This is a genomic window from Paenibacillus sp. FSL M7-1046, from assembly GCF_038007405.1.
Taxonomy (GTDB): domain Bacteria; phylum Bacillota; class Bacilli; order Paenibacillales; family Paenibacillaceae; genus Paenibacillus_AQ.
This window is the reverse complement of the sequence record NZ_JBBOXB010000001.1, coordinates 6,717,411-6,743,065: the sequence shown is the minus strand read 5'-3', so window position 1 is coordinate 6,743,065 and position 25,655 is coordinate 6,717,411. Positions and strand designations below refer to the sequence as shown.

23 protein-coding genes are annotated in these 25,655 nt (G+C 49.2%); 14 read left to right on the top strand and 9 right to left on the bottom strand.

Annotation, left to right across the window (positions count from 1 at the left end):
* The first annotated feature begins 24 nt into the window (after positions 1 to 24).
* The 7 genes from NYE29_RS30170 (at position 25) to NYE29_RS30140 (ending at position 9,716) form a co-directional block, all read left to right on the top strand.
* Positions 25 to 1,884 carry a cache domain-containing sensor histidine kinase gene (locus NYE29_RS30170; RefSeq protein WP_340898776.1) on the top strand — a complete coding sequence of 620 codons (1,860 nt, stop codon included), beginning with the start codon at positions 25 to 27 and terminating at the stop codon, positions 1,882 to 1,884.
* Positions 1,885 to 1,910: 26 nt separating this feature from the next.
* Positions 1,911 to 3,134: a response regulator gene (locus tag NYE29_RS30165; protein ID WP_076111325.1), complete on the top strand. Its 1,224-nt coding sequence runs from the start codon at positions 1,911 to 1,913 to the stop codon at positions 3,132 to 3,134.
* 306 nt (positions 3,135 to 3,440) lie between these two features.
* Positions 3,441 to 4,529, top strand: coding sequence for a multiple monosaccharide ABC transporter substrate-binding protein (chvE, locus tag NYE29_RS30160; protein WP_076111326.1), 1,089 nt, complete (start codon positions 3,441 to 3,443; stop codon positions 4,527 to 4,529).
* Between the two features lie 40 nt (positions 4,530 to 4,569).
* Entirely contained in the window at positions 4,570 to 6,120 is a 1,551-nt protein-coding gene (gene mmsA / locus NYE29_RS30155; RefSeq protein ID WP_076111327.1) for a multiple monosaccharide ABC transporter ATP-binding protein, read from the top strand.
* The gene (gene mmsB, locus NYE29_RS30150) at positions 6,107 to 7,270 is read left to right on the top strand and encodes a multiple monosaccharide ABC transporter permease (RefSeq protein ID WP_076111328.1); all 1,164 of its coding nucleotides are present in this window, start codon (positions 6,107 to 6,109) and stop codon (positions 7,268 to 7,270) included. The genes mmsA and mmsB overlap by 14 nt, the downstream gene beginning before the upstream one ends.
* A gap of 169 nt (positions 7,271 to 7,439) precedes the next feature.
* The gene (locus NYE29_RS30145) at positions 7,440 to 8,108 is read left to right on the top strand and encodes a TraX family protein (protein WP_340898772.1); all 669 of its coding nucleotides are present in this window, start codon (positions 7,440 to 7,442) and stop codon (positions 8,106 to 8,108) included.
* Positions 8,109 to 8,201: 93 nt separating this feature from the next.
* Positions 8,202 to 9,716 carry a copper amine oxidase N-terminal domain-containing protein gene (locus tag NYE29_RS30140; protein WP_083675693.1) on the top strand — a complete coding sequence of 505 codons (1,515 nt, stop codon included), beginning with the start codon at positions 8,202 to 8,204 and terminating at the stop codon, positions 9,714 to 9,716.
* Positions 9,717 to 9,813: 97 nt separating this feature from the next.
* On the opposite strand, the gene NYE29_RS30135 is transcribed toward NYE29_RS30140, so the two are convergent.
* A complete protein-coding gene (locus NYE29_RS30135) occupies positions 9,814 to 10,032 on the bottom strand; it encodes a DNA-binding protein (protein WP_076111330.1) in 219 nt (72 codons plus the stop codon).
* A gap of 30 nt (positions 10,033 to 10,062) precedes the next feature.
* The gene (locus NYE29_RS30130; protein ID WP_179091768.1) at positions 10,063 to 11,373 is read right to left on the bottom strand and encodes a metallophosphoesterase; all 1,311 of its coding nucleotides are present in this window, start codon (positions 11,371 to 11,373) and stop codon (positions 10,063 to 10,065) included.
* Between the two features lie 381 nt (positions 11,374 to 11,754).
* Between NYE29_RS30130 and NYE29_RS30125 the strand changes: the two genes are divergently transcribed.
* Positions 11,755 to 12,354 carry a nitroreductase family protein gene (locus tag NYE29_RS30125; protein ID WP_076111332.1) on the top strand — a complete coding sequence of 200 codons (600 nt, stop codon included), beginning with the start codon at positions 11,755 to 11,757 and terminating at the stop codon, positions 12,352 to 12,354.
* Positions 12,355 to 12,429: 75 nt separating this feature from the next.
* Positions 12,430 to 12,624, top strand: a complete 195-nt coding sequence (locus NYE29_RS30120; protein WP_038590676.1) for a hypothetical protein — start codon at positions 12,430 to 12,432, stop codon at positions 12,622 to 12,624.
* A 78-nt stretch (positions 12,625 to 12,702) separates the two neighbouring features.
* On the opposite strand, the gene NYE29_RS30115 is transcribed toward NYE29_RS30120, so the two are convergent.
* Together NYE29_RS30115 and NYE29_RS30110 are read right to left on the bottom strand one after the other, a co-directional pair.
* Positions 12,703 to 13,914 carry a peptidylprolyl isomerase gene (locus NYE29_RS30115; RefSeq protein ID WP_076111333.1) on the bottom strand — a complete coding sequence of 404 codons (1,212 nt, stop codon included), beginning with the start codon at positions 13,912 to 13,914 and terminating at the stop codon, positions 12,703 to 12,705.
* 316 nt (positions 13,915 to 14,230) lie between these two features.
* Complete coding sequence (locus tag NYE29_RS30110) at positions 14,231 to 14,566, bottom strand: hypothetical protein (RefSeq protein WP_038590681.1); 336 nt, start codon at positions 14,564 to 14,566, stop codon at positions 14,231 to 14,233.
* 223 nt (positions 14,567 to 14,789) lie between these two features.
* On the opposite strand from NYE29_RS30110, the gene NYE29_RS30105 reads away from it, so the two are divergent.
* Positions 14,790 to 15,899, top strand: a complete 1,110-nt coding sequence (locus tag NYE29_RS30105) for a lactonase family protein (RefSeq protein ID WP_340898764.1) — start codon at positions 14,790 to 14,792, stop codon at positions 15,897 to 15,899.
* 138 nt (positions 15,900 to 16,037) lie between these two features.
* Here NYE29_RS30105 and hfq read toward each other — a convergent pair whose 3' ends face one another.
* A complete protein-coding gene (hfq, locus tag NYE29_RS30100) occupies positions 16,038 to 16,259 on the bottom strand; it encodes an RNA chaperone Hfq (protein WP_038590687.1) in 222 nt (73 codons plus the stop codon).
* A gap of 111 nt (positions 16,260 to 16,370) precedes the next feature.
* Between hfq and NYE29_RS30095 the strand changes: the two genes are divergently transcribed.
* Positions 16,371 to 17,051 (top strand): phosphatase PAP2 family protein, encoded by a 681-nt coding sequence (locus NYE29_RS30095; RefSeq protein ID WP_340898763.1) that lies wholly within the window; start codon positions 16,371 to 16,373, stop codon positions 17,049 to 17,051.
* 49 nt (positions 17,052 to 17,100) lie between these two features.
* Here NYE29_RS30095 and NYE29_RS30090 read toward each other — a convergent pair whose 3' ends face one another.
* A complete protein-coding gene (locus NYE29_RS30090; protein WP_076111336.1) occupies positions 17,101 to 17,571 on the bottom strand; it encodes a hypothetical protein in 471 nt (156 codons plus the stop codon).
* Positions 17,572 to 17,774: 203 nt separating this feature from the next.
* On the opposite strand from NYE29_RS30090, the gene NYE29_RS30085 reads away from it, so the two are divergent.
* From NYE29_RS30085 to NYE29_RS30075, 3 genes are all read left to right on the top strand, one after another.
* On the top strand, positions 17,775 to 18,806 hold the full coding sequence (locus tag NYE29_RS30085) for an FUSC family protein (RefSeq protein WP_340898762.1): 1,032 nt from the start codon (positions 17,775 to 17,777) through the stop codon (positions 18,804 to 18,806).
* Between the two features lie 247 nt (positions 18,807 to 19,053).
* Positions 19,054 to 21,405: an RNA polymerase recycling motor HelD gene (helD, locus tag NYE29_RS30080; RefSeq protein ID WP_340898761.1), complete on the top strand. Its 2,352-nt coding sequence runs from the start codon at positions 19,054 to 19,056 to the stop codon at positions 21,403 to 21,405.
* Positions 21,406 to 21,630: 225 nt separating this feature from the next.
* Complete coding sequence (locus NYE29_RS30075; protein WP_340898760.1) at positions 21,631 to 22,911, top strand: MFS transporter; 1,281 nt, start codon at positions 21,631 to 21,633, stop codon at positions 22,909 to 22,911.
* Between the two features lie 37 nt (positions 22,912 to 22,948).
* Here the strand turns inward: NYE29_RS30075 and NYE29_RS30070 are convergent, their stop codons facing one another.
* The 3 genes from NYE29_RS30070 to fsa all read right to left on the bottom strand — a co-directional run bounded on the left by NYE29_RS30070 (position 22,949) and on the right by fsa (position 25,406).
* Positions 22,949 to 24,145: an MFS transporter gene (locus NYE29_RS30070; protein ID WP_340898758.1), complete on the bottom strand. Its 1,197-nt coding sequence runs from the start codon at positions 24,143 to 24,145 to the stop codon at positions 22,949 to 22,951.
* Between the two features lie 11 nt (positions 24,146 to 24,156).
* The gene (locus tag NYE29_RS30065; protein ID WP_340898757.1) at positions 24,157 to 24,609 is read right to left on the bottom strand and encodes a MarR family winged helix-turn-helix transcriptional regulator; all 453 of its coding nucleotides are present in this window, start codon (positions 24,607 to 24,609) and stop codon (positions 24,157 to 24,159) included.
* A 149-nt stretch (positions 24,610 to 24,758) separates the two neighbouring features.
* On the bottom strand, positions 24,759 to 25,406 hold the full coding sequence (gene fsa, locus NYE29_RS30060) for a fructose-6-phosphate aldolase (RefSeq protein ID WP_038590710.1): 648 nt from the start codon (positions 25,404 to 25,406) through the stop codon (positions 24,759 to 24,761).
* Between the last annotated feature and the right edge of the window lie 249 nt (positions 25,407 to 25,655).

Genomic DNA, 25,655 nt, shown 5'->3' with positions numbered 1-25,655 from the left:
GGCTGATGCAGGGGGGATTGTCTTATGCGGAAGAGCGGCTTGACGATGGAGAAGCTGAAGTTTAACAATCTGCCGATCCGGTATAAGCTGATCATCCATTTTTTGTTGATCAGCATTTTGCCTTCGATCGGGCTTGGATTGCTGATTGGCTGGACGGTGGACCGGATTATCGAAGAGCAGAGCAACGAGAATACGATGCAGCTGATCGGTAAGGTCAATACGGCGCTGGAAAATGATGTGGAGAATTTGCAGAAGATTACCTACCTGATTTCTTTTGATCCGGGGGTGCAGGCTTTTCTGGATGGCACCGAGAAGGACGAAACGCAGTTGAAGGAAGCAGGCGCAAGCGGAGAATCGGCAGAGTACAATATCCGCAAGTTTCTGCAGGGCTTTACTACGCTCAGCTCTGAAATTGCCGGAATTATGCTGGTCAACCGTGAAGGCGATTTCATCAGTAATGAAATGTATGCCCGCCCCGAAACCCGTATGACTAATGAAGCATGGTACAAGGAGGCTGTTGATAATAAAGGGATATTCAAAATTGTCGGACATCCTTATGGGCGCGCAGTCATGTCCCATGTTGATTATAAAGAAAGCGAAGTGGTATCCGCCGTCAGAGCCATTGTCGATCCGGAGACGCAGGTGGTGCAGGGCGTGGTTCTGGTCGATTTGAAGCTGCGGGTCATCGCCGAGACGGCACGTGATGTGACGCTGGGCAAAACCGGTTATTTGACGGTAGTGGATGACAGCGGGGAAATGATCTATGCTCCGCAGCATCCTTTTATGCAAAAGATTCCGGCTGGCCTGTTCAGTGAAACCTCCGGCATCACCTCGCAGACTGTCGACGGCCGCCATTTGCAGTTGATTTACAGGACCTCGGCCTTTACAGGCTGGACGACGATGGGCGTCTTTCCAATGGAGGAATCGGCTTATGGCGTGCGGGAGATTACGTTTAATGTCGTAACATTTGTGTTTGTGGTCTGTATGCTGGGGATGACGGCATCCTTTTATCTGGCGTATTCGATTTCCCGCCCGATCGGCCAGCTCGCTTCCTTCATGAGCAAGGCGCAATCCGGCGATTTGACGATCCGCTACTGGGGCAACCGCTCGGATGAAATCGGGCTGCTTGGCCGCAGCTTCAACAGCATGCTGGCCCAAATCAGCAGGCTGCTCTCCTTGACGGAGCTGCAGGCCCGGCAGAAGCGGGAGGCGGAGCTGCGCAGTCTGCAGGCGCATATCAAACCGCATTTTTTATATAATACGCTGGATACGATCCACTGGATGGCCCGCAGCAAGGGGGCGGAGGATATCGCCGAGGTGGTCCAGTCTTTATCCAAGCTGTTCCGCCTGGGACTCAGCAAAGGCAGCGACATTGTCCCGCTCTCCGATGAGCTGGAGCATATCATCAGTTATCTGAAGATCCAGCAGGTCCGCTACAGCAGCAAGCTGACGTATAGCATTGAGGTGGAGCCGCGGCTCCGGGAGCTCTATGTGCTTAAGCTGCTGCTTCAGCCGATGGTTGAGAACGCGATTTATCACGGAATCAAGGAGCGGCGCGGTCCGGGTCAACTCACCATTTCGGTGGTAGAACGTGAGGGGGATTTGTACTTGACAGTTACAGATGACGGAGCAGGCATTCCGGAAGCACAGCTCTCCATCCTGAACCAACGGCTTGAGGCCGTCGGGAGCAGCAGTGACGCGGCGGAAGCGGAACAGCCGCTTCCCGGCAGCACAGGGAGCGGCTATGGCATTCTCAATGTCCAGGCACGAATTAGGCTGACCTACGGGCAGCCATACGGACTCCGCATCGACAGCAGACAAGGTGAGGGGACCGCTGCAACGATCCGGCATCCTGTCGTTCGTGAAGTGTATCCCCGCGATTGATTATGGAATGGAGGGAGCAAGCGCATATGGAATACTGGAAGGTCATGATTGCTGATGATGAAGCTATCATTCGTGAGGGAATTAAGCAATGTGTGGACTGGGAAGGGCTTGGCCTGCAGGTAGTTGCGGAGGCGGAGGACGGTGAGGAGGCGCTTGAGCTAGCGCTTCACCATACCGTCCATATCGCACTCGTTGATTTGAATATGCCGATTATGCATGGGATTGAGCTGATGAAGCAGCTGAGGGAGCAGCTCCCCGGCTGCAAAATCATCGTGATTACCGGACATGACGAGTTTGTCTTTGCCCAGGAGTCGATAAGGGTGCAGGTGAATGATTATATTCTCAAGCCTGCCGAACCAAAGCAGCTGATGCAGGTGCTGCGGGGTGTCCGGGATGAACTGAATGCGGTGAGAGAGCGGAACCAGCATTTGCAGCAGGCCTCCAAACAGATTAGCAAAAACTTTCCATTGCTGCGTGAACGCTTCTGCCAGGAATGGCTGGACGGAAATCTGACCCGGGAAGAAATCCTTGAGCAGCTGCATTTTCTGCAGTTGCCGCTGGAGCGTCCTGAACTGATCGGCATCATCCGCTGGAGATGGGAAGCCCACCCCTCGGGAATGGGGGAGAAGGAACGCCAGCTGTTTCTTTTCGCCATCGAGAATATTGCCGCCGAACTGCTGGAGACGTACCCGAAAGTTATTTTTCGCGATGCGGCAGGACTAATCGTAATTCTTCTCTGGCATGAAGCGGGAGAGCGTATAATGGCCGGAGTCGAAGCTGCCGTGCGTTGTCATCTCAAAATCGCCGTCGAAGTGGGAATTCAGCCCGTTGAAGGAGAGATTGAGGAGCTGGCCTCCTCATACCGTAAATGCAGAGCGGAGCTTGCCAAGGAGCAGCCTTTATCGCCGCTGGTTCGCCGGGCCAAGCAATATATCCTTGAGCATTACAGTGAATACGGCTTGACTCTGGAGGCGATGGCGGGCTCTCTTCAAGCCTCTCCGGTCTATCTCAGCCGCCTGTTCAAGCAGGAGCTCGGCGAATCCTTTGGAACGTATCTGACACAGATTCGAGTGCGCAAAGCGGCACAGCTGCTGCATTCCACGGAAATGAGCATCCATGAGGTAGCAGAGCGTTCAGGATACGAGACCCAGCATTATTTCAGCACCTCGTTCAAAAAGCAGACAGGAGTGTCCCCCCTGCAGTTTCGTAAGGGCGTACTTCCCGGAGAAGCGGGCCGTGACGACGCGTAAGTGGCAGGGAGCAGCAAGTTAGAGTATCCGGTGGTTCTTGCATTCAATAGTTACTCAGCAAGACGCTTCTTTCCTGAGCATGACCGGCACTGAACAGACGTATACTTCAGGTTTAATGAACCACATGCAGGCTCCGGCCTCATGTGGTTTTTTTGTTTATATGTAAACGCTGACAAAAAAGGTTTTGATTTTATAAAAACAGTAGTTTGAGTGTAAATACGGGGCCGTATCCCCCTTGTTATACTCGACTTGTCAAACGGGAAACGCCCGCGAAGGCAACAGAATAGTCCAGGGGGGAATACAGCAATGAAAAAATACTCATTGATCATGTTGACACTGGTAGTTGTATTGATCTTGTCCGCTTGCGGCAACGCAAAAAATGCAGGCGGCAGCACGGATGATTCCAAAGGCAAGGTAGGAATTGCTATGCCGACGAAGTCGTCAGAGCGTTGGGTGAATGACGGCAACAACATGGTGAAGGAGTTCGAGAAGCTGGGATACGGCACGGATCTTCAATACGCCGAGGATGTCGTGGAGAACCAGGTGTCGCAGATCGAGAATATGATCACCAAAGGTGTAAAGGCGATTGTCATCGCTTCTATTGACGGTGAGGCCCTGACTGATGTACTGCAGAAAGCACATGACGCAGACGTTAAAGTGATCGCCTACGACCGCCTGATCAAAAAAAGTGAATATGTTGATTATTATGCCACCTTCGACAACTTCAAGGTCGGTGTGCTGCAAGGCTCCTATATCGAAGAAAAGCTTGGCCTGAAGGACGGCAAAGGGCCGTTCAACATTGAATTGTTCGGCGGTTCACCGGATGACAACAATGCCTATTTCTTTTTTGATGGTGCGATGTCCATTCTGAAGCCTTACATCGACTCCGGCAAGCTGGTGGTCCGCAGCAAACAGACTACGATGGATCAGGTCGCTACCTTACGCTGGGACGGTGCTGCCGCTCAAGCGCGGATGGATAATCTGCTCAGCGCCAATTATGCGAGCGAGAATCTTGATGCCGTTCTGTCCCCATATGATGGCATCAGCATTGGAATTTTGTCTTCCCTAAAAGGTGTGGGGTATGGCTCAGGGGACAAGAAGCTTCCGGTTGTCACCGGTCAGGATGCCGAGCTGGCCTCCGTGAAGTCGATTTTAGCCGGAGAGCAGACCCAGACCGTATTTAAAGATACCCGTGAGCTGGCCAAAAAAGCGGTAGATATGACGGAAAGCGTACTTAAAGGCACAGAGGCAGAGGTTAATGACACGACTACCTATGACAATGGCGTAAAAATCGTCCCTTCCTACCTGTTGGAGCCAGTCTCTGTGGATGCTGGCAATGTGGATAAAGTGCTGGTGGATGGCGGTTATTATACCAAAGAAGAGCTGGGAAAATAATCGGCTGCAACAGTGACAATTGAAAGCTGGGTGAAAAGCAATGAGTGACTATATCTTGGAGATGAACAGCATTACGAAGACGTTCCCCGGCGTCAAAGCGCTCTCGAATGTGAATCTGCAGGTCAAGGCGGGCGAGATTCATGCGCTTTGCGGGGAAAATGGAGCCGGGAAATCAACGCTGATGAAAGTGCTGAGCGGTGTCTATCCGCATGGGACATATGAAGGGGATATTTTATTCGAAGGCCAAGTCTGCCGGTTCAAGGATATCAAAGACAGTGAAAATCTGGGTATAGTCATTATTCATCAAGAGCTGGCGTTGATTCCGTACTTGTCTATTTCGGAAAATATCTTCCTCGGCAATGAACAGGCAAAGCATGGGGTGATCAACTGGAACGAAACGACGGTAAAGACCCAAGAACTGTTGGAGACTGTCGGCTTAAAAGAATCACCGTTTACCGGAGTATCAACGATAGGTGTCGGCAAGCAGCAGCTCGTGGAGATCGCGAAAGCGCTCTCCAAGGAGGTGAAGCTGCTCATTCTTGATGAGCCGACGGCGGCACTGAATGAGGATGATAGCGAGAACCTGCTCAACTTGATCCTGGAACTGAAAAAACGGGGGATTTCCTCGATTATCATCTCACACAAGTTGAACGAAATCGAGAAGGTAGCGGATTCTGTAACGATTTTGCGGGACGGCCAAACGATCCGGACACTGGATATGAAGTTGGATGGAGTGACCGAGGATGTCATTATCAAAGGCATGGTCGGACGCGATCTAACGAACCGCTATCCCGAGCGGACACCGGATTTGGGCGAAACGATCTTTGAGATCCGTAACTGGGAAGCGTATCACCCTACACAGGCTGACCGCAAAATGCTCCATGGGATCAATCTTCATATCCGCCGCGGGGAAGTTGTCGGTATTGCCGGACTTATGGGAGCCGGGCGTACGGAGCTGGCAATGAGTGTCTTCGGAAAGTCCTATGGCAAAAAGATCAGCGGCCAGATCTACATGCATGGACAGGAAGTGCATTTGAACGACATCAATAAAGCGATAGAAAGCGGACTGGCTTATGTAACCGAAGACCGCAAGCAGTACGGGCTTATTCTAATCGACGATATCAAGCGCAACATCTCGCTCAGCAATTTGCGGAAGCTTTCCCGCCGGGGGGTTATTAATGAGAATGAGGAAGTGCTGGTTGCAGAGGAATACCGCAGGAAGCTGAACATCAAGACGCCAAGCATTTTGCAAAAAACGGTCAACCTCAGCGGCGGCAATCAGCAAAAAGTGGTGCTCAGCAAATGGATCTACGCGCAGCCGGATATCCTTATCCTGGATGAACCTACACGAGGCATTGACGTAGGTGCGAAATATGAGATTTACTCGATCATCAACGGACTTGCTGCGGAGGGTAAGGGAGTGCTGGTTATTTCTTCCGAACTCCCGGAAATTATCGGCATGTGCGACAGGATTTATACAATGTGCGAAGGCCGGATCAGCGGCGAAGTGGAGCGGCAGGATGCGTCGCAGGAGCTGTTAATGAAGTACATGACACGAAGCAAGGGGGCAACACCGCATGGCAGTCATTAGTGGGATTTTCAAAAAGAATATCCGCCAATACGGCATGATCATTGCACTGATCTTTATTTCAATTTTCTTTCAAATCCTCACCGATGGCATTTTGCTCAAGCCGCTGAACGTTACGAATCTGATTCTGCAAAACAGCTATATCCTGGTTCTGGCCATCGGGATGGTGCTTGTCATCATTACGGGACATATCGACCTGTCCGTCGGATCGGTGGCAGCATTTATCGGGGCGCTTTCGGCGATTATGATGGTCGACATGCAGTTGAATCCGGTACTTGCTGTCATTCTTTCACTGCTGATGGGGGCGCTGGTTGGTGCCTGGCAGGGCTTCTGGGTTGCCTATATCAAAATCCCCGCATTTATAGTCACCCTGGCAGGAATGTTATTGTTTCGCGGCTTGACGATGATCGTACTGAATGGGCAGTCCATTGCCCCGTTCCCCAAGACATTCCAAAAAATCAGTTCCGGGTTCGTCCCCGATATCGTGAGCGGCGGTTCGCTGAATGTGCTGACCCTTATTGTGGGCATCATTCTTTCCGTTCTGGTGGTGTACCAGGAATTCAGAACCCGCAAAATCTCTGTGAAATACGGTTTTGAGCAGTCGGTGGTCTGGTTGTCCATCGCCAAAGCCGGAGCATTGGTGGTTGTAATCAACCTCTTTACCTTCGTGATTGCTCAATACAACGGGATTCCGAATATCCTCGTCATCCTGCTTGTGCTAATTGCGATCTACTCCTTCGTGATGAATCATATGACGATGGGCCGGCATATTTATGCGCTGGGCGGTAACGAAAAAGCAGCCAGTCTCTCCGGTGTCAAAACCAAACGCGTTACCTTCTGGGTGTTTGTCAATATGGGCGTACTCGCAGCCTTATCCGGTCTGGTATTTGCCGCCCGCCTGAACTCCGCCACTCCAAAAGCCGGAACCAACTTCGAGCTGGATGCCATCGCGGCTTGCTTCATTGGGGGAGCTTCTGCTTCCGGCGGAATCGGCACAGTGGTGGGAGCGATCATCGGGGGGCTGGTAATGGGCGTCATGAACAATGGTATGTCCCTGGTTGGCCTGGGCGTCGATTGGCAGCAGGGTATTAAAGGGCTTGTACTTCTTCTGGCCGTAGGGTTCGATATTTACAACAAGTCGAAGACGGCGTAATTAAGGATGTGCCTGTCAGAGAGCCGTTCCCGCAATAAATGCGGGGAGGGCTCTTTTTGGCATAGTTGGAAAGAAGAGGCTGTTCATATCTGAATCCGTACCTTACAATAGAAAAGACTTCTTGATGAATAGCTATATATAATGTAGATTATGAACCAGGAGGATTGACATGCAAATCATCGCGATGCTGACTATGCTGATCGACCATATCGGCTATATTTTTTTTCCGGGAGAGCTTGCCTGGCGGTATGTAGGGAGAATTGCTTTTCCTATTTACTGCTACGGACTGGTGCAGGGGCATATACATACATCATCAAGGGCCAGATACCTGCGGCGGCTTCTCTGGATTGCGTTGATTGCACAGGTGCCATATAATCTGGCGCTGGATCCCGGGGGCTGGAATGTCGTATTTACTCTGCTTCTGTCTGCTCTTGTGCTTGTAATCCTGGATAAGTTGCCTAGCCTTTGGTTTGGCATTCCTGTGGTAATTGCAGCGGTTTTTCTAATGGATGTTCTTCCGCTCGATTATAATGCCTACGGTCTGTTGCTGGTGCTGATTTTCCGCTATGCGCGTTCCTATTGGCTAGTTCTGGCACATTTTGTTTTGAACGGGTTTTACCTGTTCTACAGCGGCTGGCTGGTCCAGATGGTCAGCATTGTGCCTACGCTGTTCATTGCTCTGACCCCGGGAGTATGGGGGTTTCTGGAGAAAAAACGCCTTCCGCGCTGGGTATGGTGGTCCTTTTATCCGGCACATTTAGCGGTGCTCGCCTTGGTGAAGATTCTGATTTTCCAGAATTGGGTAACTATAGAATGGCGGAGTTTGTTAACTTTATAGCTGGTTACCAAATGATGGCGTATCCTATGCAAATCCTTCCTCATTTTGAGTTGATGGATAGATCACAAAAATAAACGTAAGAGGAGACATGCTATGAAGAAAATGAAAGCAAGAACCAAGTGGTTACTCCCGATTCTCGCACTGCTGCTGATTCTAGCGGGCTGTCAGACGGTCGGCGGACTCGACGTCAATAAGGCGTTACTAGGGGATCTGGATGTTAAGTCTTCTGAATCCAGCACAACCTTTTCCTTGAATGCTGTACCTGCCGCTGGAATCAGCGCCGAGGATCAGGAGATGGTAGATCTTATCAATTCTTTTTCCGTTAATATTGCTCATGTAAAACTGCAGGACAACGGCAATGTATCTGCTGCCGGATCAGTTGGCTATAAGAAATTGACAGTGCCATTTACACTGTTTATGGATAAAGAAGCCATAGTGTTTACAGCGGAAGGGGCAAAGCAGCCGTTCTACTTCCCGCTTGAAAGTTATGAAGAAGAATTTGGTGTTGAAGGATTTGATCCGACAAAAGCACAGGAGATTTCCAAGCTCCTTACGACGTTTGTGGTGAAGAATCTTCCGAACCCTGGTGCAATTAACGTATCCTCCGTAAACGAAGCCGTATATGGTCAGCAATTGAACCTTACGAAGCTACATACGGAAATTACAGGTGACGAGCTGCCCGCATTAGTGAAAAGCTTCCTGAAATCCGTTTCCAAAGATACTGAAGGATTTACTGCACTGATTAGCGGCCTCTATGATTATCTGTATCCGATTCTTAAGGCATCCGGAATGGACGAAAGCTTGAGCGATCTCGGACTGGGAGATCTCCCGCTGGATGACAAAGAGGGTGTTGTAACAGTCGCACATGATGCCGCCAAGCTGGCGGTGGATGCCCTTCTCCTGGTGTACGACAATCAGGTGAAGAACCTGTATAAGTCAACTCCTGAGCTGAACACCATTCTCGGCAAGGATACAAAACTGCAAGTGGATCTGTTAGTGGACAGCGGATTCCATATCCGCAAGCAAAACCTAGATCTGAAGGTAGCACTTCCAGCTAGTGAAGACCTGCCCCTTCAGAGCATTTCGGTTAAAGCAGAAACCCAGACCTGGAATGTAAATGGAGCTGTGACAGCCGATGCCATCAGCAAAGAGGGAGCATTGGACCTCTCCGAAACCCAGCTTACACCGGGTCAGACGCTGAGAAGCTTTGATCAGAATTCTGCAGTATACAAACTGTTGAAGGATGATTTTGGCATTACAGCCAAAGATATTGTGATTGCCCCGGATGATGATTATTATTATCCGATTGTAGAAAACGGTACAACGTATGTTCCGCTGCGCTACCTGGCAGAGGATCTGGATGCAGTGGTGAAATGGGATCCTGTGAACAAGGCGATTAATGTTACCGATGATGTGTATGGCGACGTTGTCGTGTTCAAGGTAGGCTCTGCACAGGTCTTGATCAACGGTAAGGCAGTGAAGATTTCAGAACCAGTATTCGTTGACGAGTACGGTGATGCCTATGTGCCACTCCGTCTGTTGGCAGAAGCTTTGCATGCGACCGTTAAAGTAGATGAGTACGGTTATATTGATATCCACCGTCCTTAAGCAATTGTGAAGCAATAGAAGAGAAGGCCGGAACTCCTGTACATAGGAGTTCCGGCCTTTTTGCGAATATAAGAATTTATATGCTTCACGCAATAAATTATCCTTCGGCAAACGCGAGGCCTTTGGCCGCAAGTGCTTGACGGATTTGATCCATCGCTTTGGGTCCCATGCCATGCAGCTTTAGCACCTCAGCTTCGCGGAGTGTAGTGAACTGCTCCAGGCGGCTGTATCCGGCAGCGGTAAGAGCACGCTGTGCCGGCTTGGACAATTTGGCGGGGAGATCGCTGTCTAGCTTGGATTCATTGAAATCAGCCACTGGAAGTGCTCCTCTCTTTGCACAAGGTTCCTATTGTTTGGTGAGGACAATCTTAAGTGATGTAAGGCTCTGTTCCTGATTCTCGGCCATGCTGCGGATATAGCCGGACATGAAGCCGCCTTCCATGCCTTCCCACAGTTTGTAGCCCGGCATGGCTTTAATCTCATCAATCGAACTGGCTGCAGTTCCTGCAAAGTATTTCACATTTAATTTGGCCATTACCTCAGCCATCGACTGCTTATCTGCTTCGGTAAAGGTTGTTTCTTTGAGTTTATTCATCGCCTTGTTGTAGGATGATCCGGCAAAAGTTTCTTCTGCATATGTCTTAAAGTTAAGCAGATGGGGATCGTTAATTCCAGATGCTGCGGCCCAGCCCTCCACATCAACAGCAGACGTAAGATAGGTTACAGCACGGGAGCTTGGATCAAAGGTCATAGCTCCATATTGATGGGGATTCACAGCCATAGCACTTGTAGCGATATCATATACCGGCAATGCTTGAGAAGCTGCCTTATTCTCTTCACTGACAGGTGGATCACGGCGGATATCCTGCATATGAATATGCCCGGACAGTACCAGATTCAGTCCGCTCCGGCGCAGCATCTTCAATGCTTCCTGGCCGTTGTTCAGCTTGAACCCGGAAACGGACATCGAGGTATGGCTCAACAGGTTGTGGTGCATCACCGTAATGATCGAAGCATGCTGCTCGGCCGCCACCTTTACACATTCATCCATCCAGGAGAACGTACCTGGAAGAATACGCCCGTCGGTTTGCGGAAAGCCGTATTTCTCGTTGTTGTTGTATTGGCTGCTGTCAATCATCAGCAGATATAGTCCAGGCGCTGCCTTTACGAGGTAACTCAGACTGTTCTTGTCCCGGGATACGGCTTCATTATAGCCGAAGTCCCCGTACATTCCAGTAAAGTCTTTATCAGTGATATGCTCTGCAACAAGCTGCTTGTCCCCTTCAAAAGATCTCGCCCAAGGATTGAACAGATCATGATTGCCGGGAATGACATACACAGAGGTACCCGAATTCTCAATACGTTTCAGCTTCTCTGCAAGCTCCTTATGGCTGCTTGCTTCGCCATTATTGGTCAGATCGCCGCTGAGAACAAGAAATTTCGGTTTCTTCTGCTGCACATCATAGATCAGAGCTTCCGCAAGCTCATCGCTGTAAGGCAGCATTTTGCCGTCTCCGCCGCTGACATAGGACTGGAAAGCAGTTCCGCCATCTTCTAGCGCTTTATCAAGGTAGTGGGTATCGGTTGCTACCCAAAAGGATACCGGTTCGGTATTTTGTTCCGAAGAAGACGGGGCCGCTGTTGAAGATGGTGGCAATTTTGTGTCTTCACATCCGCTGAGGCCTAAAGACGCTGCCAGCAATATAGATAAGGCCCAAGTTGTAGTGTTTTTTAGGTGAAAGGGGTACTTCAGAGACAATAATTTCATGGTTGAAACCTTCCTTCTGCACTTTTGCTGAATTATTGTAGCTTATTTCTAGCGGAATTGTATATCGGAAAGTAAGGCGATGTTTCGAAACCTGCATAGGTGATTATAGAAAAATAGTGGAGAGGGTATAAATATAGGGATTCCTGCGACAATAAGTGTTGGTGAAAAGAGAGGAAGCAGGAAATAGTTGTGAAAAAGTATTGTGTTCCCGGAATAAAAGTGTTAAGATTTAGAAAAGTTAGTTACTAAATAAATGGAGGTAGTTATTTTATGTCTAAAAATTTTCTGGAAGCAGTAAAAGAAAGACGTTCCATATATGCACTCAGCAAAGAAACTCCGATTTCCGATGCTCAAATCAAAGAGATTGTTGAAGCTGCGGTATTACATAGCCCAACTTCATTTAATTCCCAAAGCTCCAGAGCCGTTGTTCTTCTGGGCGACAAGCATGATAAACTATGGGATATCACTGCTGAAACCCTGCGCAAGATTGTTCCAACAGAACAGTTTGAAGGCACTGCTCAAAAACTGGCTTCCTTCAAAGCAGGTTATGGTTCCGTATTGTTCTTCGAAGATCAGACAGTGGTGAAGAGCCTGCAGGAGAATTTTGCCCTGTACGCCGATAATTTCCCGGTTTGGTCCAACCAGTCTTCCGGGATTCTGCAGTTTGTAGTATGGACAGCATTTGCAGAAGCAGGCCTAGGTGCGTCACTGCAGCACTACAATCCGCTAATTGACGATGAAGTGAAAACAAGCTTTGACATTCCTGCAGAATGGAAGCTGATCGCCCAAATGCCGTTCGGTAAAATTGCTACCGCTCCGGGCGAGAAAGAATTCCAACCGATTGAAGACCGTGTAAAAGTGCTTAAATAAGCATCCTATAGAGCTGTTTAGAACCTCCTTGACCGGGCTAATAAGTACTATAGCCTAATCAAGGAGGTTTTCATTATGCCGTGGAACAAGGATGATTACCCGGATTCACTTAAGAATTTTATGGCGCCTGTACGTAACAAGGCGATTGAGATAGCCAATGCCCTGCTGGAGGAAGGTTATGAGGAAGGGCGAGCCATCTCGATTGCGACAGCACAAGCTAAAGAGTGGGGCGAAAATCACGATAAGCAGATCCGTAAGAAAAATCATTAGACAAGAAGAGGACCAGGCGGTTAACCGCCTGGTCCTCTTCTGTGGGAAAGCTTGTCCTGTTAAATATTGCGAACTGCCTTATTTGGCAGGGGGTGCTTCAGTTGCTGAAGGTTCTGCGCTCGTTTCTGGAGGTGCAGATTCTTTGGCATCAGTGAGCGTGTTGGTGATTTTTGCTTTGCTATTCAGCTCCGAAAGCCAAGTGTTTGACATTTCGGATACCTTTTGTGCTTTAAGGGTCTTTTCGATTTCTGCTTTCTTTTCTTCCAGCGTATACTCTTTTGCTTCCTTGCGGTCGGTTACCTTGATAATGTGGTAGCCGAAATCACTCTTTACTGCACCGCTGGTTTCACCGACTTTAAGCTTAAAGGCTGCATCGGAGAATTCAGCAACCATATCACCGCGTTTGAAGAAGTTAAGATCGCCGCCGTTCTCTTTAGAAGCAGTATCCGTAGACTTCTCTTTAGCCAGCTTGGCAAAATCCGCTCCTTCTTTAAGCTGCTTGACGATGGAGTCAGCTTCCGCTTGGGTGGCTACAAGAATATGGGAAGCCCGGACTTCTTCTTCCTGGTTAAAGGAAGCTTTGTTCTCATCATAATAAGCGGAAATATCTTTTTCCGTAACGGTTACTTTCGGTTCAATCAGCTTGCGGATTTTCACTTGCATCGGCATTTGCTTCTTCAGATCATCAAGGGTCATATTACTTTGTGACAATGCAGCGGTCAGGGCCTCTTCACCGCCGAGCTGAGTCTTAAGATCTTCAATCTCCGCATTGAGGTCCTCATCGGTAACGGTGACGTTGGCATTCTTTGCTTCCTGATCCACAAGGGTAGTTGTGATCAGGTTCTTCAGTGTAGCTTCACCGCCGGCTTCAATGAGTTTATCGTAAAGCTGTGCTTTCGTAATGTCGGTTCCATTAACGGTTGCAACAGCCGTCTTGCTGTCGTCTTTTTGGAAAGGCGGTTTAATTAGTACAATGATAAGCGCAGCTGCGAGTACAATAGAAGCGATCATCCAGCCTTTTCCAGCCTTAGGGGAAGATGACGGTGGAGGAGCTCCAGCGCCCACTTTGTTCATTACTGGAACATTTCTTTCAGCTTCTCTAACAGCAGGTGTCTCAACGGATTCGGCAGTTTTAAACACTGGTGTTTCGGAATCGTTGACATCACCGGTTGCTGGAGTAGATGCTGCTTCTTGGACTAACCCTTCATTGTTGTTTACGGAAGTGTTGCTTTCCTCCGGTGTTCCATTGTTGTTCTGGTGTTCGTTTTCGCCCAAATCTCTTTTGTCCATTATAATTAATGACTCCCTTCAATATAGGTGTTGCCTGTCTTTCTACAACTTTACCAGAAATCAGGATTCCAAACCTTAAGAAAGTATAAAAAAGTCTATTTACTTTTTAAGATTCCATTAAGACAAGCGGAAACGGCTTCGCCGTCCTCAAAAGGACGGTATCCGTTTCAGCGAGAAATAAAAGGATAATTTATAGCGTGAAGCATATAAATTCTTATATTTTAAAGGAAAAACCGGAGTTGCATGGTTGCACCACGCGCTTCCGGTTTATGTAGAAGATATAAGAATGTATTCGTATATCTCTGAGTACATCCGCTTAGGAGCTGAGGCCTCTGAGCAGATGGCGAATACTTTCCTGTTTCCGTCTGGGAACACGGACATTTTTGGCGTACAGGCCCATTTCACCGAAGTAGATACAGTCGTCCTCAATCGCGCTGATCTTGTTCAGATTAACGTAGCAGCCTCCGTACACATGATAATAGCTGGCATTGGATAATAAACGATTCAATTGCTCGGCAGTCATTCTCTTTTTAATGTTGTAGTTTCTGCCGTGAAAAATGACCAAGTCGTGATCTCCGACTTTAAAGAACAGAATGTCCGTCTCCACCTCGAAGTCCTCATATACGTTTCTGGCTTCCAGCAGGCTGCTCATTCGTGTTCCCCCTTTATAAAAATTTACATTGATGTTAGCGCTTTCATTATATCATATCCAATCTGATTTGAGAAGGCTTATTTTTGAAATGTTTTTTGTCATTTTTTACGTTGCATTTGTCATAGACGCTGAAAAATTGTAAATTATAAAGATGACTGCCGTTAAAACTGCGGGCGGTTTGGATGATACTATAGTTATGAAACCATGGAGGAGGAATACCGAGATGAATGAGAATACTAAACTGTTATTGTTTACTGGCTCCTACGCAAGTGCGGAAGAGAGCGGAGTTCAGGTGTTTGAGTTCAACGGGGAGGCAGGGGGCACACTGGAACTGCTGGATACGGTGCAAGGTATCACGAATCCCACCTTTGTTAATGTTGATGCTTCGGGACAACGGCTATATGCCATTGGTGAACAGGGGAATCGTGAAGGCGGCAAGGAAGGCGAGGTTGTCTCCTTCGCCATTGATTCACAGACAGGCAAGCTGACCGAACGGAAGCGGATTCCAACGATGCCTGCTGCAGGCAAAACCCAAACCACAACCTGTCATATCTCCAGAGATCTGGAGAACGAATATATCGTTGTATGCAGTTACCATGGTGGAAGTATCGGTCTTGTGGCGCTCGATAAGCAAGGGCTGCCGCTGGCACTTACGGATACTGCTCAGCATACTGGACATGGAACGCATCCGGAACGCCAGGACCGGCCGCATCCGCATTCGTCCGTATTCAGTCCTGACGGGCGTTTCCTGTTTGTGTCGGATCTGGGGCTCGATCTGATTCGTTCCTACCGGATCAACCGGGAGCGGCAGACGCTCGAGGTTCATGACGAAACCCCGCTGCACAATGGAGCAGGTCCAAGGCATTTTACCTTCCATCCGGACGGCAAATCTGCTTATGTTATTAATGAAGTGGATTCCACGATTACTTCGTTTACATATGACAGCAGTGCCGGAACCTTGCATACGGCTGTAACTGTGCCGACTCTGCCAGCGGATTATGAGGGGGAGAACACTTGCGCTGAAATATCTTTGTCACCGGACGGCCGTTACCTTTACGGCTCCAACCGCGGGCATGACAGTATTGTGGTCTATGCTGTGGATGCCGAATCGGCTGCGCTTACTTGGGTAGAGCATGTGTCTACACGCGGCGGCCATCCGCGCCACTTTACAGTGACCCCTGACGGAGCATTTCTGATTGTTGCCAATCGTGACGGGAACAATCTGGTGGTATTTTCCCTCGATCCTGCCAGCGGGCGCCTTAGCTTCACAGGGAATACAGCAGAGGTGTCAAAGCCGGTATGTGTTAAGCCTGCTGTATTCTTCATCTCGTAAGTTATCACAAGACAGAGCGGTTAAGTGGACTTCATTCGGGTTAAATCCGACAAAAGGAACACCGGGGAATTGCTCCGGTGTTCCTTTTGAATTAAGGCTGTAACGTTATGGTGGTTAGTGGTGATGTAAAATGGCTTGTTATTTAAGTGAGACGGGCTTAAGCGGCACAACCGTGGAAACTGCCGATTTAAAGAGCACATTTTGCCTGCCGTCACCCTGTCCGTGCAAGGTGATCGTGTAAGCGTCGTATGAGGTCACAATTCCCTGCATTTTAACTCCGTTGGTTGTAAAAATCGTCACGGGCACCTTTGTTGAAATACATTGGTTCAACAAACGTTCCTGTAATTTTAGACTTTCCACTTTGGCAGCACTCCATCTTTTTTATGAATTGACTTCCAGGCCAATTATAACACGGGAAAGACTCTTCCTGGAAATGTGGTGGACGGCGCGGAATTAGACAAGGAGGTAGTTATGCTTTATTATCAGTACTGGTCCAGAGGTTTTCGCCGGTTTTTATGGTTTTTGTTAGGATTCAGTGTGATTGCGACACTTGTATTCCTGAACAAGACGGCTTCCTTTGATACCTATATTATTCATATTGTCCAATCTGCAGAATCTCCTGCACTTACTTCGCTGGCTAAAGGATTGTCACTGGTGGGTTCCTCCAGTCTGGCGATCGGCATCTCGCTGTTGACGATGGCGTTGCTATTCTTTCTGCTGAAGCACCGGTTGGAGCTGATTTTGTTCCTATGGGTTGCATTAGGTTCGCAGCTGCTGAATACAATGATGAAACTGTGGTTTCACCGGGAACGCCCCAATATTCACCGGTTGATTGAGCAGGCGGGATACAGTTTTCCCAGCGGTCACTCCATGGCCGCCTTTTCCTTGTATGGTGTAATCGCCTATTTGCTCTGGCGGCATTTGCGGCGGCACCGTGAACGGTTTTTACTGATTTGTTTTACGGTTCTGATGACAGGCGGCATCGGGTGGAGCCGGATTTATCTGGGTGTGCATTATCCGAGTGATGTGATCGGAGGGTATACTGCAAGCGGTGCGTGGCTGATGCTGTCTATCGCATTATTTGAAGCCTACCGGAATTCACGAAAGCGCAAATCTGCCGGAACAATTAATCAAGCGGATACCCGCAGGTAGACCTGCGTTGTATCCGCTTGATGTTTGGTGGTTTTCTTTTCTTGAACGATTAGGGTTTGGCTTGATGTGCACTCGACGCATTGGCAATGCTCAGCTTCAGCAAAGCAGGCAGTCCGGCTTTTAGCTTCTGGACTTCGTCGGATGTCAACTGCCCGTCTTTGATGGACTCATCCAGCTTCAAGCTGGCGGCCTCGCTCAGTTTTTGAATATATTGCTCCTCGGTCCAGCCCTTTTTTTCCTTAGCCAGTGTGTAGAGGGTTTTACCGCTTTTCAAACTGCGGATCAATTCTGTACGGTCGATCTCAAGCAGCTTGGCCGATTCATTCAGAATAAAGTAACCTCCGGCTTTAAAGCCCCGCACATGATGTGGATGGGAGGAATGTTCTTTTCCCGCATGGATGCTGTCTGGTGCAGGTGAAGGTGTGCTTCCGGCAGCGTTGTCTGCAAATGCAGCGGCTGGAGCCAGACTGAGCATCACGGCTGCAGCAAAGGCTGTTATTCTTTTAATGTTGTTGCTCATGATTCACCTCTTGTGATCGTTATGGGTACTGCAGTACACAGTATTCCCTGGAAGCTGAAAGAATTCTGAAAGCCAGCTTAAGCCATACTAAAAATTCGCCGGCCTTCTCCATGGGTAATAGTGGTTGTACCCTATTAGAAATTGACTGAAGTTCTGCAGGATATACATAAAAGATGTTAATAAAATAGTAAGGAGGGATGATTTTGGCCTTCGGCGCCCGCATACTCAAGACAGGAATGGCTGTCACACTCGCACTTTATCTATCTGCACTGTTGCAATTTACTTCTCCAGTAGGTGCGGCGATTGCAGCAATCTTTGCCATGCAGCCCTCCATCTACCGTTCATGGCGCTACTTCCTGGACCAGATACAGACCAGCACAATGGGGGCAGTTATCGCGCTGCTGGGGGGAATGGTGTTGTCCAATGAGCCCATCGCGGTTGGGCTGGTATGTATCCTCGTAATTATGATCAGCATGAAAATGAACCGTGCCGATACGATCGGACTGACACTCGTTACAGTAATTTCCGTAATGGAAGCTTCGGGGCAGTGGGAATTTGCATTGACCCGCTTTCTGCTTACGCTCACAGGAATTATATCGGCATTTTTAATCAATATTACGGTCTTTCCGCCAAAGCCGCGTAAGCAGTACATCCAGCAGATCGAGAGCGTGTTCACCAGCCTGTCGCTGCTGCTGCGGACTGCAGTATCGCATGAGATGAAAGAGAGTGTCTTCCGCGACGAGAAACATGCGCTGGAGGGCTCGATTAAAGCGCTGGCAGATAAGTATGGACTGTTTGAAGAAGAGCAGAAGCAGCTGCGAAGAGCCAAATATAGCCAAACCCGGCAAATGGTGATGTACAAAAATCTGTTATCCTCCCTGCAGAAGGGGTATGAGGTGCTGGAGGCTGTAGACCGGCACTATTTCCAGGCAGAACGGACGGAGCGGACCGATGAGCTGTTCGACAGGCATCTGGAGCAGCTGATTAAATACCATGAGTACATTCTGCTCAAATTCGAGGACAAGCTGAAGCCGGGTTCAAGTGACTCGGAGCCGCTTGGAGAGGACAATGACAGATTTCTGCAGCAGGCAATTGAGGGCTATGACGCTGAGAAATCAGGGCAGTTGCGGTTATCTGTTGTTGCAGCAGCTATCTATGATTACGGGTACCAACTGGAGCGCCTCGATAAAGTGGCGGATCAGATCAACCGTGCATCTGCCGATGAAAAAGAATAGCAGGCTTCTACCTGATATACTTACTCTATATAAACAAAAAATCCGGTCCCAAAGGACCGGATCATATACATAATAGGCTATGACATCATAAAGTATTATAATAATGGACTCAAAGACTTGATAAAGTCGGGTGGAATTGCTAAAATAATAGGATATTGAATGAATATTGTAAAAAATGCATAATTATTCAAAATAATTATACCATGGGTAAAAATAAATGTCAACCTTCCAAAGGGGATGAAATGCAGTGGAGAAACATGATAGTGAGTGGAAAGAGGAGCAGGAGCGGGTAACGGGTATAACGAAGCTGCTTAAGAGCCATATCCGGCAGTTGTCTGAAGAGCTGGGTCTGCACCGCAGCGATGTTGTGGATATGCGCAAAGATTTCTGGGAAGAGGTCACGGTTAACTTCAGCAGCCCGGATGATCTGGGCGAGACTTCAACCAGTCTGCGGCAGCAGGCGCAAATATTAAATGAACGCGAGCGCCATCATCTGCAGTCAAGCAAAGCGCTCAAAAAATATAAAAAGCTTGTGGTGTCTCCCTATTTTGGACGAATTGATTTCTCTGAGACTCCGGATGGAGAGGTAGAGAAGATCTATCTCGGAATTGGTTCCCTGATGGAGGATAACGGCAGCTTCCTGATTTATGATTGGCGGGCCCCAATCTCAAGTCTGTATTATGACGGAGCGCCAGGTCCGGCGGCCTATGATACACCTGGAGGACTCGTGAGCGGTACGATGGAACTGAAACGGCAGTTCGTAATTGATGACGGGGTCATCGAAGTGATGTTTGATACCGGAGTAACCATCGGGGATGAATTGCTTCAACAGGTGCTAAGCCACAGCGCGGACGACCGGATGAAGAGCATTGTAGCGACGATTCAGAAGGAACAGAATGCGGTAATCCGCAACGATAAAAGCCGGATGCTGGTTGTCCAGGGTGCTGCCGGAAGCGGTAAAACCTCAGCAGCCCTGCAGCGGGTCGCCTATCTGCTCTATAAATACCGTGAGGTGCTGCAAGCCGATCAAATGCTGCTGTTCTCACCAAATCCGCTGTTCAACAGTTATGTCTCCACGGTTCTTCCGGAGCTTGGTGAAGAGAATATGCAGCAGACAACGTTCCAGATGTATCTGGAGCACCGGCTGGGCCACGAATTTCAACTGGAGGATGTCTTCAGCCAGACGGAAAGTTTGCTGAATACACCTGACGGACCGGAAGCCTCAGTGCGCAGAGAAGGGATCGGGTATAAATCATCAGTGGCTTTTCTGGATGCCATCCGCCGTTATGTGAATCTGCTGGAGCATGAAAGCATGCAATTCAAGCCGTTGATGTTCCAGGGCAGGGCGATCGTTGGAAAAGATGAGATGGAGCAGCAGTTCTACAGCTACGATTCCAATATCAAGCTGGCGAACCGGATTGATCTGATGACAGGCTGGCTGCTCAAGAAGATTGCTGCGTTCAGCATGGAGGAGCGGAGTGCCCAATGGGTCGAAGACCAGATTGAGCTGCTGGATTCCAGTGAATATCAACGTGCTTACCAGATGATGCGGCGCAAGGGTGGCGGCCATAACGAGAGCTTTGATGATTTCGATACTGAAAAAAGCCTGCTCGCCCGGTATATCGTCAGCCAGCGGCTGAAGCCGCTGCGCGGATGGACCAAACGGGGGCGGTTTGTCGATGTTAAAGGGCTGTACAGCCGGTTGTTTACTGACCGGGAGCTAATGGAAACCCTCAACAACAGCAATACTTTGCCGGAGGTTTGGGATGAGATTTGCAGACAAACGCTGCAATCTATAGGGGCCAACGAGCTGGCATATGAGGACGCAACGCCGTTTCTATATTTAAAGGAGCTGAGCCAGGGCTTCCGGACCAATACGCTAATTCGTCATGTCATTGTGGATGAAGTGCAGGACTATTCTCCGTTCCAGCTGGAATTTATGCGCCGCCTGTTTCCGCGGGCCAAGATGACGGTGCTTGGGGACCTGAATCAGGCGATTTATGCCCAGGGCGAGGTGCTTGGCGACCTGGCAGGACTGGTGAGTATTTACGGCGAGGAGAATACCGAGGTGATTTCTCTAACCCGCAGCTATCGTTCGACTTATGAAATTGTTGAGTTCACACGGGCGATGATTCCAGGGGGAGAGCGGATCGTTCCTTTCAACCGCAGCGGGGAAACGCCACAGCTTACCGTTGTCGAAAGTGAGCCGCAGCTGCTTGCCTCGGTCGAGCAGGATATTCTTAATCTCCATGCGGAGGGCTATCACTATGTGGCAGTCATCTGCAAAACGGCGGAGGAGAGCGCACGTGTACATGCCGGGCTGCAAAACAGGCTGCCGGTAAGACTCGTGACAAAGGAGACGCCTAATTTTCAAAAAGGGACTCTGGTGCTGCCCGCATACTTAGCCAAGGGCGTGGAATTTGATGCAGTCATTATTTATGACGGCTCAGCGGAGAGGTATGGCAGAGAGAGCGAGCGTAAGCTGTTTTATACTGCTTGTACCCGGGCGATGCATTTGCTGCATATCTATAGCCTGGGGGCACCCAATCATTTCCTTCCAGCCGCCGTACGCGAGTCTGTAACCGCCGGTTCGCTGTGAGCTGAATAACATCATATTGGCCGTTTTCGCACCTGATGCGGGAACGGCTTTTTTTAAATATAGAATTTATATGCTTCACGCTATAAATTATCTTTCTATTTCTCGCTGAAACGGATACCGTCCTTTTGAGGAAGGCGAGGCGTTTCCACTTGCTGGGATGCATACCGGGTCTGCTAATAAACCACAATAAAGGAGATTGTGAACGATAACAAAGGTGGTCAATCCATGAAGGACAGAAAATGGGATCTGGCAGCTCTGGCTTCCATTCCGCTTATTATGACGCTAGGCAACTCCATGCTGCTGCCGATTCTGCCACAAATCTCCCGGGAGCTGAAGATCAGCTCTTTTCAGGTTAGTATGCTGATCACACTATACGGCCTGATGGCCATTCTGATGATTCCTGTGGCGGGTTATCTGTCTGATCGTTATGGGCGGAAAAAGGTTATTCTGCCGAGTCTGCTCATTGCTGCGGCCGGAGGAGCGGTTTGTGTTGCTGCTGCCTGGTTCACAGCGGGGCTGACCGCTTACTGGATCATTCTTGGCGGACGTGTGCTGCAGGGGATTGGCGCTGCCGGAGCGTTTCCGATTGTGCTTCCCTTTGTTGGCGATTTGTTCAAGGATGAAAAGGTGGTCAGTAAAAGTCTGGGACTTATCGAGACCTCAAATACTTTCGGCAAGGTGCTTAGCCCGATTCTCGGTGCTTATTTAGGGCTGCTGCTTTGGTATGCACCTTTTATTGCCATTCCGGTACTGTGTGTGATCTCGTTTCTGCTTGTCTTGTTTCTGGTCCGCAAGCCTGAAGAGCAGGAAGAGGCCGAGAAGACATCCGTCCGGCAGTTTTTATGGGGCATTGCGGATAGTTTACGCCAGCATGGGCGCTGGCTGTATGCCATCTTTGCTATCGGCGGCATTTGCATGTTCGTAACCTTTGGTGTTCTCTTTTATTTATCGGAGACACTTGAGGCGAAATACAACCTTCATGGTGCCATGAAAGGTTTTGTATTGGCTATTCCGCTGGCGCTGCTGTGTCTATCCTCCTTTGGCGGCGGCAAGATCATCGGGCGGAACAAGTCAATGATGAAATGGCTGGGCTTCAGCGGGATGGTATTGTTGACAGCGGCGATGGTTATTGCCGGATTCAGTAAAAGCATTTATATGATCATTGGGTTCCTTAGTCTGGGCGGGATTGGAATAGGCGTAGCATTGCCATGTCTCGATGCGCTGATTACTGAAGGGATTGAGCAGGAAAAGCGGGGCACCATCACCTCCCTTTACAGCAGCATGCGATTCATCGGCGTGTCGCTGGGACCGCCGGTGGTGTCGCTGCTGATGACACGGGGGCATTGGCTGCTGTTTGGTACGATGGCCGGAGTGGGTGCAATCGGCGGACTGTTGACATTGTTCGCCGTGACGCCCAGTAAAGGAGAAAAAGGAAAAAAGGGTGAATCGGGTACAAAAAGATTGTCCGAACGGATACCACAGATCTGGCCGCAGCGCGCCCGGTAGTTATACTTCTGTTAATTCGCTGACGGCCGGCTAGAAATTAAGCAGAGGTGACGGCGGTCCGGTTGCTTCTCCGTCTGATGGCGAGATATGCAATATAAACCAGAAGCAAAAGTGCGGGAGCCATTGCAGAATAGCGGTACATGACCGCATACGTGTTATACAACGCAACAGATCCGAGGAGCATCGTGCCGATTGCTACACCAAAATCCAGTGAGTTGAAGAACATGCCGTTGGCCATTCCCCGCTGGCGTGTATCAACGGACTGAATCATCCAGGTTTGCAGGGCAGGCTGCATGGATCCGAACCCGATCCCGTAGCATAAAGCAGCGGGGAACAGGGCGGCTGTCGATGAGGCGAAGGAGAGCAGCAGCAATCCGCCGATGATGAACAGGCTGCCGGGAATTAGCAGGGCAGCTGGACCGAAACGGTCATAAATTTTGCCTGACAATGGACGAATGATAACAATGGCAACAGCGTTAAACAGAAAGAAATAGGCGATATGTTCCAAATGGGCTTCTTTGCCGTAAAGAGCGAGAAAGCCCAGCAGTCCGCCGTATGACACGGACAGCAGTAAGTTCAGCAGGCATGGGATAAACAGCCTGCGAAATGCCCCGCCTTTGAAATCCGCTGCCGGAACCGCAGCGGGTTCCTTGTGCTGACCCGGAAGCACTGCTGTCAGGCGGTAGCCAAGCGGGAAGATTAGCGCCAGTGCGGCCGCGGTAACAAGCAGCAATGAGCCGAACCCGGGACCCTGCAGCAGGCTTAGACCGATCAATGGACCGGCAGACATCGCCAGGCTTGTCGATAAGCCGAAATAACCCATGCCTTCACCCATCCGGCGAATCGGGATCACATCCGAAGCCATTGTCGGAAAGGCGGTGCTGGCCATCCCGAAGCCGATCCCGAAGAGCATGCGCATAAGCAGCAGTACGGTTATGCTTCCGGCCCAGTAATAACCGGTGACGGCTACAAGGGATACGGCCAGCCCGAGGAAGATCAGCAGGTTGCGGCCGCCTTTCTCCATGGCCTTGGCTGAGAACAGCCGTGAAGCGATGGCGCTAAGCGCAAATAAGCTGGTGACCAGGCTAACCTGCACAGAAGAGGCGTTCAAGGATTCTTCGGCATAGGCCGGGAGAGTGGAGAGTGTCATTTGCAGTCCTGTAAACAGCAGCAGGTTACAAATTGTCAGCAGAATAAACGATTTTGTCCAGAGACGATCAGATGTTGTGTTCAATACCATTGCTCCTATTCTTGGTGGGAATTTCCAGTGTTGTGATAGATCTGCTCCAGCATAACGCGAAGCTCTTCAATCTTTTCCGGCGAAAGTCCGGCAACCGCTGCTTGGATCGTCTGCTGCTCCAGAGCGATTGTGCTTTCGATCAGCGTCTGCCCCTCAAGGGTGGGGTACAGCAGAAAGGCCCGCCGGTCGCTGGGACTTGTTGATTTTGTAATAAAACCTTTCTTCTGAAGCAGCTCCACGATCCGCGCAGTTGTGGGTTGATCTTTGGCTGCCGCAGCGGCAACTTCCTTCTGGTTAATACCTTCGCGGTCAACAATCATTAACAGGACAGACCATTGTTCGGGTGTAATATCGTAAGGCTTCAAAGCCCGGGCAAATGCATTGGATATCCTCCGGTGGGTGGACCCGAGCAAGAATCCGAGGAATTGCTGCGGAGAGGAAATAGACAAAAGAATCATCCTTTCTAAAAATACTTGTTATAACAACTATAATCAAGACAAGTAAATTAGTCAACCGGACGCAAAAAACACCCCATAGAAATGTATCGGACCCATTATGATCCAATAAGATTTCCACGAGGTGCTTTATGTTAATAGCAGCAGCTGTATTATACTTGCGGAACTTTCTCCCAATCTTTCAGGAAGCGTTCGATACCGTTATCTGTAAGCGGGTGTTTCCAAAGAGAAGGCAGCAAGGAGCCCGGGATTGTTGCAATGTGCGCGCCGGCGATTGCCGCTTGCTCTACATGTGCGATGTTGCGGATACTGGCTGCGATAATTTCCGAAGTCAGGCCGTAGTTGGTCAGGATGGTCTTCAGATCCTTGATCAATTTCATGCCGTCTACGCCGATATCGTCCAGACGTCCGACAAACGGGCTGATATAGGTTGCGCCGGCTTTGGCAGCCATGAGGCCTTGAGCCGCGGAGAATACTAGGGTAACGTTAGTCTTGATGCCCTTTTTGGTCAATTCGTAGCAGGCTTCCAGACCATCTTCGGTCATAGGCAGCTTGATTACGACATTGGGTGCCCACTCAGCAATTTCATAGGCTTCCTTAAGCATTTCTTCTGCTGTAAGGCCAATGACTTCCGCGCTGACAGGACCAGGCACAATAGCAACGATTTCTTTGATTACATCTTTGAACAATCTGCCTTCTTTGGCGATCAGTGACGGATTCGTCGTCACGCCATCCACTAAACCGAGGCGGGTAATACGTTTAATTTCTTCAATATTTCCGGTATCCAAGAAAAACTTCATTGTAAATTTCCTCCCTTGATTTCTTATGGATTGACAAACAGTATGCACAACTTCATTATGGATCATGCCACAGAAAGTTTCAACTGTTAATATGAATATTTCAAAATAACTTTATAGAATATACATCGCTTTCAGTTAGGACCGGCGTCCTTAATCATGAAGATTTCCTGTGAAAAAAGAAACTCAGCCCATTTTGACCATTCCCGGGCATGTTCTCTCCATGATAATATAGAAACGGTATTGTTGATT